Raw genomic sequence first — 7,213 nt, 5'->3', positions numbered from 1 at the left:
AGTCCACGGCTTTTTTCGCGCAGGGAGGCATCGCTATCTGTGTTAAATATCAATTGGGTTAAACCATAACGGTCGCGCACGTCGATAAATGTGGTACCGCCCAAATCGCGCGATTTTTGTACCCAACCGCATAAAGTAACGGTTTGGCCTAAATGGCTGATATTTAATTCGCCGCAGGTATGAGTTCTAAGCATAACAATGTTTATATAAAAGTTTGCAAAAGTACATTTTTGAGGTGAAAGCCGAAAGGTAAAAGCAGAAAGGCTGGAAAAACTACTTTTATTATGTGCCAATAAATAGGCCGCAGTAGTCTAAGCATAGCATATTGAATTAAAGTAACCTGTAAATGCTGGTCAAACCCTATTTGTTTTGGTAAAGAAGCTCAATGTTTTTAAACTCAGCATTGGTTTTTCAATAAAATGCCATGATAATGCAGCCACAGCTAATGCTAACGGAAATGTACAGATAAAATGCGCAAACGGGTTTAACAATCCCGCTTTTGATACCATTAATTGCTGGATTGGGAATGCATAAATGTAAAGGCCATATGAATAATCGCCCAGTTTATGAAAGCTTTTAACCTGTAATTTGGGATGGTATGCAAAAAATAAAATACCATAAACAAGCAGTACATAAAACGCATAAACAACCAGTCGCGGATAAAAAAACACTGGGATCTTAAAATTCGATAGAATGAGCCACACAGCAAATAAACCCAGTAGCACAGGCAGGCTTAACACCATTTTACTGCTTAACAAATAACAAATGGCGCCAAGTAAAAATATAGTCGCAAACGAGTGTACAAAGACCATATAACCAGCCGAGTAATGCATACCCGTAAAATAAAGGCCAACAATAACCAATACAGGAAGCGTCATGATAAGTGCTTTAAAATACCTTTTCCAGATAAGCAGTAATACGCCGCAAAGCAATACGCCCAAATACATCAGCAGCTCGGCCGGCAATGTCCACACGGGGCTGTTTATGCTGCCCGGATATGGATTTTGCTCAAATGTAGCAGGCAAATAGTTTGAATAATTATGTAAAGTGGTAAGCTGATAAATAAAGGCATAAACCGCTTTGTTGGAAAAATAATCCTTTAAAGGCAGGGTTGTGCAAATTGGGCCAATAACAAGGGTGCAAAAAACGGCCGCACCGAACAAGCCTGGAAAGATCCTTAAAAAACGCGCCCATACAAAGCCATTAAGCGTAGGTTGCCGAAACATGCTTTTAGTTATCAGGAAGCCGCTTATTGCAAAAAAAACATTAACACCAAACCCGCCTAAATCAAGCTTCTGCATAACCTGTGCATACGGACCTACAGAATAGGTCCCTGTTAACAAAAACGAGTGGGAAAATACTACAAAGGTAGCGGCGATAAATCTGAGCAGATCAAAATTATTATTCCGTCCTGTATCTAATTGTTTTACGGTTAACATTATAACAAAACTATAAATAATCCCCTCATTGCTTTTAATTTTCCTAATAAAGCTGTTCAATTTATAAAAATTCCTAATTCTCAAATCAAATCCTATCTTTGCTTCAATATAATTCTCAAGGGGTGCCTTGCTTTGGTTGCAAAACAAACTACGGGTTGTTTTACCAAACTGAAAGACAGGCTGAGATCATACCCAGGGGAGTAAGTCATAAGTACTAAGCTTTAAGTCATAAGTCACAGCGACTCCTGGCTCAAGGCTTCCAACTGAAGACTTCCCCCACACCTGATCCGGATAATGCCGGCGGAGGGATAAAGGTAAATAAGTTAAGTGTACTGCTGTTTTACCCTGGCGTGCAGATGGTTTAACTCAATTTTTGTTTTATAACATTTTGAAAAATTTATTCGTGGCTGTTATGGCCCTGCTGTTGCCTGTCATGGCATCGGCCCAGCTTTCCATTTGGGGAAAAGTAACCAATCAAGCCGGCGAAGCATTGCCCGGTGCAACTGTAACTATTTTGAACACGCAGCAAAGTACCGTTACAGGTAGTGCTGGCAAGTACCGTTTTGATAATTTAAAAAGTGGCAATTACACTTTTAAAATCAGCTATGTAGGTTACAAACAGGTAACTGTAACTACAACAGTTAGCGCCGATAAAATCCTTGATTTTACATTAGGATTCGGTACATTAACTACCGATGAGGTTACCGTAACCGCAACCCGCGCAGGAAAAAACTCGCCTACAGCTTTTACCAATCTCGGCAAAAAAGATCTCGAAAAAAACAACTTCGGCCAGGACCTGCCTTACCTGCTTAATCAAACCCCATCAGTTGTGATCAACTCTGATGCAGGTACCGGCATCGGCTATACAGGCATCCGGATCCGCGGGTCTGACGCATCGCGCATTAACGTAACCGTTAACGGCATCCCATTAAATGATGCTGAAAGCCAGGGAGCATACTTTGTTGACCTGCCCGACTTTGCGTCTTCTATCAATACCCTGCAAATCCAACGGGGCGTGGGCACTTCAACCAATGGTGCGGGCGCATTCGGCGGCAGTATCAACGTGCAAACTGCAACCCGCAGGGATACCGCATATGCCCAATTGGATAATTCGGCAGGTTCATACGGTTCATTAAAAAATACAGTAAGCATAGGTACAGGGCTGCTTGGCGGCAGGTTCAGTATCGATGGCCGGCTGTCGAGGATCCGGTCTGACGGGTATATTGCCCGCGCATCATCCCGCCTGAAATCATTTTTTGTAAGCGGTGCCTACTATGGCGATAACAGTACGTTGAGGCTTAATGTATTCTCGGGCCATGAGCGTACCTACCAGGCCTGGAATGGTGTGGCCGACTATGTAATAGGCGATGATACCCGTCCGGATAACCGCACGTATAATGAGTTGGGCGATATGGGCAATGGCGCATTTTACAAAGACCAGGTTGACGATTACCTGCAAAACCATTATCAACTGTTGTATGATAAAAAGTTTTCGGATAAACTGTCATTCAGTGGTGCTTTACATTATACCCACGGCGAAGGCTATTATGAGGAATACAGGAAAAACGATGCGGTGAGCAACTACGGTTTAACCCCCGTTATTTATGGTACCGATACTATTGCTAACACTAACCTGGTTCGTCGCCTGTGGCTTAATAATGATTTTTATGGTGTTACTTATGCTTTAAAATATCAGCCTACTACAAAACTAAACCTGAACCTGGGTGGTGCTTACAATCAATATAAAGGTGCACACTATGGCAATATCATCTCCAGCGAAGAAAGCATTGGCGTAGGCCCTAATTATGAATACTATCGCGATAACGCCAAAAAGAACGATTTCAACATTTTTGGCCGGGCCGAGTGGCATGTAGATAAATTTTTGCTGTATGCAGATGTACAATACCGTCATATTTATTACTCGTTTTATGGTATCGACAAAAACCTGAACAATGCCCAGCAAACAGCCGAGTTAAATTTCTTTAACCCCAAAGCAGGTGTTACCTATCAGTTCAATGAGCATAGCAATGTGTATGCCTCTTTCGCGGTAGGTAACCATGAGCCTAACCGTGATGATTATGTAGACTCGCCTCCGCAAAACCGTCCTAAATCAGAAAACCTGAAAGACTTTGAGGCCGGTTACCGCTTTAGCTCATCTGTTTTTAGCGGAGAGTTGAATGGCTTCTATATGTTGTATAAAAACCAACTGGTATTAACCGGTTCGCTGAATGATGTAGGCAGCCCGGTGCGTACCAACGTAAAGGATAGCTACCGTGCAGGTTTGGAGTTTAGCGGAAAAGTAAAAATTACCAATCAGTTAAACTGGAGCCTTACCGCAACCCTTAGCACCAATAAGATCAAAAACTATCAGCAGTTTTTCTCCAACTATGATAACGGAGCGTTGGTTGAGGAAACATTTGCCAAAACCGATATCGCCTATTCGCCGTCACTTACCGGTTCGAGTGTGATCAGTTACAGCCCGATCAAAGGAGGGGAGATCGCCTTCATCAGCAAGTACGTAGGCAAGCAATATCTTGATAATACCATGAACCGCAATCCCGAAGGCTTTGGCATAGCACCAGAGAATGTGGCTAACCCTTACGCTGCCAACCGCCAGCTAAACAGCTTTTTTGTGAACGATGTAAGGCTCAGGTACAGTTTCAGCGTTCGCTCGGTTAAAAACATAACTGTCGGCTTGCAGGTTAATAATATCTTCAGCGAGAAATATGAGAACAATGGTGCTACCTATCCGGATATTGAGGGCGGTCACCTGGTAAACTATAACTACTTTTTCCCGCAGGCGCCGCGAAACTTTATGGCTTCGCTAAGCTTAGGGTTTTAAATGAGCACTAATTTTATATCGACACTAATTTTACGAATTGAGGATTAGGATATGAATCATTGGCTTCAGCTGTTCATTGAACAAATAAAGGAAACTACCTGGCTGCAATGGCTTGCCGTTGCGCTGGGCGTTACCGAAGTATTGCTGGCCCGTGTAAATAATATATGGCTGTACCCGGCAGGAATCCTGGGTACGGCCATATCCATATACCTGCTGATGGACGTGCACCTATATGCCGAATCGGTATTGAATGGGTACTATGTGGTTATGAGCGTTTACGGCTGGATCTATTGGGTAAAAAAACGCAACGAGCCCCCGGTAAAAATAACCTACTCCAACAAAAACGAATGGGTTATAAGTTTGGCGATCAGCATTGTGGGCTGGGTGGTGTTTTATTACCTGATCAAAAACCTGCCTGCCAAATATTTCACCCCATCAAATGTACCCGGCTGGGATGCATTGGTATCATCAACCGCCTGGGCAGGTATGTGGCTACTGGCCCGCCGCAAAATGGAGAACTGGATTTTTCTTAATATCTCCAACTTTTTTGCTGTACCACTGCTCTTTTACAAAAAGTTGCCCATGTTTGGTATGCTTACCATCTTCCTGTTTATTGTAGCTATATGGGGATATTTTGAATGGAAGAAACAGGTAGAGGCAGAGAGATTAGTGGTTGGAGATTAGCGGTTAGGAAAATATTCAGTAACCAATATACCTTGTTGTATCAGGTGTTCAACTTTAAAAGTATGAACACCTGGTAATTTTTCAGAAATAATAGATATTGAAAATCAATAACTTACAAACACACCAAAACGTTCATTATGCTGAAATGAACAAACATGCGCTGGCAATCAATAACTTACAAATGCGGGTTTCAAAAAGCTGAACACCCGTATTTTAAAAGCTGAACACTGACAATATATTGTCAGCACCTTTTGTTATTCCGGCTTTAAATTTGATACGGCCTATTACGCTTTCAGCCTTTTGCTTTCGGCGTTAAGCTAAAAATAACTTATTTCATGCATCCATCACAAAACTTAAAACCCGAATGGGTTGATATCATCCGCAGCGCAGCACCCGAAGCCGAACAGGCAGGCAAACTGCAACCCGGTCAGCTGGAGCTTATTTATGAGCAGGGTTGGTTTAAATTTTTAGTACCACAGGCTTATTCCGGCTTACAATTAGCTTTGCCGCAAATGGTACGACTGGAAGAAAGCCTGGCCTGGGCCAACGGCAGCCTCGGTTGGGTAGTAACCCTGTGTAGTGGCGCAGGCTGGTTTGGCGGTTTCCTTGATGCTGGTTTGGCTGCAGAGATCATGGCTAATCCGCAATTATGCCTGGCCGGCAGTGGTGCATCAACTGGTACAGCCACCATTAACGGTGATGGCTACATCATTAACGGAACCTGGAAATACGCCAGCGGTGCACATCATGCAACACATATCACCGCAAACTGCATCATTAAAAATGGAGAGCAAACCGTTTTGAATGATGAGGGTGATCCGCTGATACTGCCTTTTGTTTTTGATAAAAAAGATGTGCGCATTTTTCCGGCCTGGAAGTATGTTGGTATGATGGCCACCGGGAGTGACGCCTATGAGGTAAAAGACCTGCATGTTGATAAAAACCGCTGTTTTAAGATCGACCCGCAATATACCGTTGTAAATGAGCCTTTGTACCGCTACCCGTTTTTGCAATTAGCCGAAGCAACGTTAGCAGCCAATCTTTCGGGCTTAGCTGTTCATTTTCTCGATCTCTGCGGGCCGGCGTTTGATGACCGGATGAAAAACCCGCGCTTAACCGAAGCGCAAAAAGGATACATCAAACAGTTACTGGCCGATCAAACTATTTTAATTAATGAAGTTCGCGCTGAGTTTTACGAGGCTGTTGATAACTCATGGAATAACTTTGAATCAGACGGTGAAAGTGGCTTACAGGAAGTAAGTGCGATGAGCCGTAAGCTGGCCAAAGTTTCGCGGGAGAGCGTGGATAAGCTTTATACTTATTGCGGTTTATCGGCTGCCAATCCTGATACAGAGATCAACCAGGTATGGCGGGATATCCATACCGCCGGGCAGCATTCGTTGTTAACATTTGAATCATAAGGGAACAAGATCTGCAGTTTGCTTAAAGATATTCGTTTAACTCGTTTTTTAAAATATCTATCAGTTCAGGATCATTGAACTGGTAGTTATCTTCAATATCAAGTACAATCAGCTGCTTGCCATTTATATTGAAGCGCTGTTTTAATATTTCCTTATGCTTCTGCTCCATCACAAAAATAACATCGGTACGGTCAATCATTTTTTGACTTACCCTCACCCGGGCTTTATCGCTTGTCCCTGCCGAAGAAGCTTTGTGCAAAGGATGGTTCCTGAATAAAGCTTCGGCCGTAGGACTGCGCCACTGGTTTTTACTGCATATGAAAAGGAGATTGGGCATGGGTAGAATTAGTTAAACATAAAAAACCATGTCATTGCTGCGAGGCACGAAGCAATCGCACGGAGGTGTGGCCGCTCTGTATAGCATGCGATTGCCACGTCGCGCCCAAGGCTCATTGCCGTTTCGCTCCTCGCAATGACATATTTTGTTTGGTATTGGCCTAAAGCTTAACGTTCACTCAGGGTCTCTCGCAGATTTAAGTTAACCCACAAAATTGTTTTGTTGTCTAATCAACAAGGCGTTTTGTTTTGCTCCTCTGGAGCAAAGGGTATTTCTATACTTTTTATCCTACAAACCTTTTGCACCTCTGGTGCATCTGTCCTTAAGCATCTCAATTAATACCAGATTATGTTGTAAAACCTTGCCGGCCCCAGCGGGGCCACGTGTTTATAGCTTTAAAAAGCACATTTTGGGGCTCCGTAGGTGCCTCCTATTGAACTTTCAGGTTGGTGAATTTTGTGGGTTAACTTAAACTCGCAGAGGACCCTGA

Annotated in this window: 6 protein-coding genes; 3 read left to right on the top strand and 3 right to left on the bottom strand. The window is 43.2% G+C overall.

Annotation, left to right across the window (positions count from 1 at the left end; translation table 11 throughout):
- Positions 1 to 194 (bottom strand): OB-fold nucleic acid binding domain-containing protein (locus VF500_RS01935; protein ID WP_330858058.1); only part of this gene is annotated, 194 nt, incomplete at its 3' end.
- A 159-nt stretch (positions 195 to 353) separates the two neighbouring features.
- Positions 354 to 1,439 (bottom strand): acyltransferase, encoded by a 1,086-nt coding sequence (locus VF500_RS01930; RefSeq protein ID WP_330858057.1) that lies wholly within the window; start codon positions 1,437 to 1,439, stop codon positions 354 to 356.
- A gap of 388 nt (positions 1,440 to 1,827) precedes the next feature.
- Here VF500_RS01930 and VF500_RS01925 point away from each other — a divergent pair, with 388 nt between their 5' ends.
- The 3 genes from VF500_RS01925 to VF500_RS01915 all read left to right on the top strand — a co-directional run bounded on the left by VF500_RS01925 (position 1,828) and on the right by VF500_RS01915 (position 6,386).
- Positions 1,828 to 4,281, top strand: coding sequence for a TonB-dependent receptor (locus tag VF500_RS01925; RefSeq protein ID WP_330858056.1), 2,454 nt, complete (start codon positions 1,828 to 1,830; stop codon positions 4,279 to 4,281).
- Positions 4,282 to 4,332: 51 nt separating this feature from the next.
- Complete coding sequence (gene pnuC / locus VF500_RS01920; RefSeq protein WP_330858055.1) at positions 4,333 to 4,965, top strand: nicotinamide riboside transporter PnuC; 633 nt, start codon at positions 4,333 to 4,335, stop codon at positions 4,963 to 4,965.
- A 335-nt stretch (positions 4,966 to 5,300) separates the two neighbouring features.
- A complete protein-coding gene (locus VF500_RS01915) occupies positions 5,301 to 6,386 on the top strand; it encodes an acyl-CoA dehydrogenase (RefSeq protein ID WP_330858054.1) in 1,086 nt (361 codons plus the stop codon).
- A gap of 22 nt (positions 6,387 to 6,408) precedes the next feature.
- Here the strand turns inward: VF500_RS01915 and VF500_RS01910 are convergent, their stop codons facing one another.
- Positions 6,409 to 6,723, bottom strand: a complete 315-nt coding sequence (locus tag VF500_RS01910) for a protein tyrosine phosphatase (RefSeq protein ID WP_330858053.1) — start codon at positions 6,721 to 6,723, stop codon at positions 6,409 to 6,411.
- Positions 6,724 to 7,213 lie beyond the last annotated feature (490 nt).

The sequence above is a fragment of the Mucilaginibacter sp. genome (genome assembly GCF_036383575.1).
In the GTDB taxonomy this organism is placed as follows: domain Bacteria; phylum Bacteroidota; class Bacteroidia; order Sphingobacteriales; family Sphingobacteriaceae; genus Mucilaginibacter.
This window is presented reverse-complemented; position numbering and strand designations above follow the sequence as displayed.

Coding starts and splice junctions, on each gene's coding strand:
- VF500_RS01930 (WP_330858057.1), bottom strand. CDS start 1,439: ATGTTAACCGTAAAACAATTAGATACAGGACGGAATAATAATTTTGAT.
- pnuC (WP_330858055.1), top strand. CDS start 4,333: ATGAATCATTGGCTTCAGCTGTTCATTGAACAAATAAAGGAAACTACC.
- VF500_RS01915 (WP_330858054.1), top strand. CDS start 5,301: ATGCATCCATCACAAAACTTAAAACCCGAATGGGTTGATATCATCCGC.
- VF500_RS01910 (WP_330858053.1), bottom strand. CDS start 6,723: ATGCCCAATCTCCTTTTCATATGCAGTAAAAACCAGTGGCGCAGTCCT.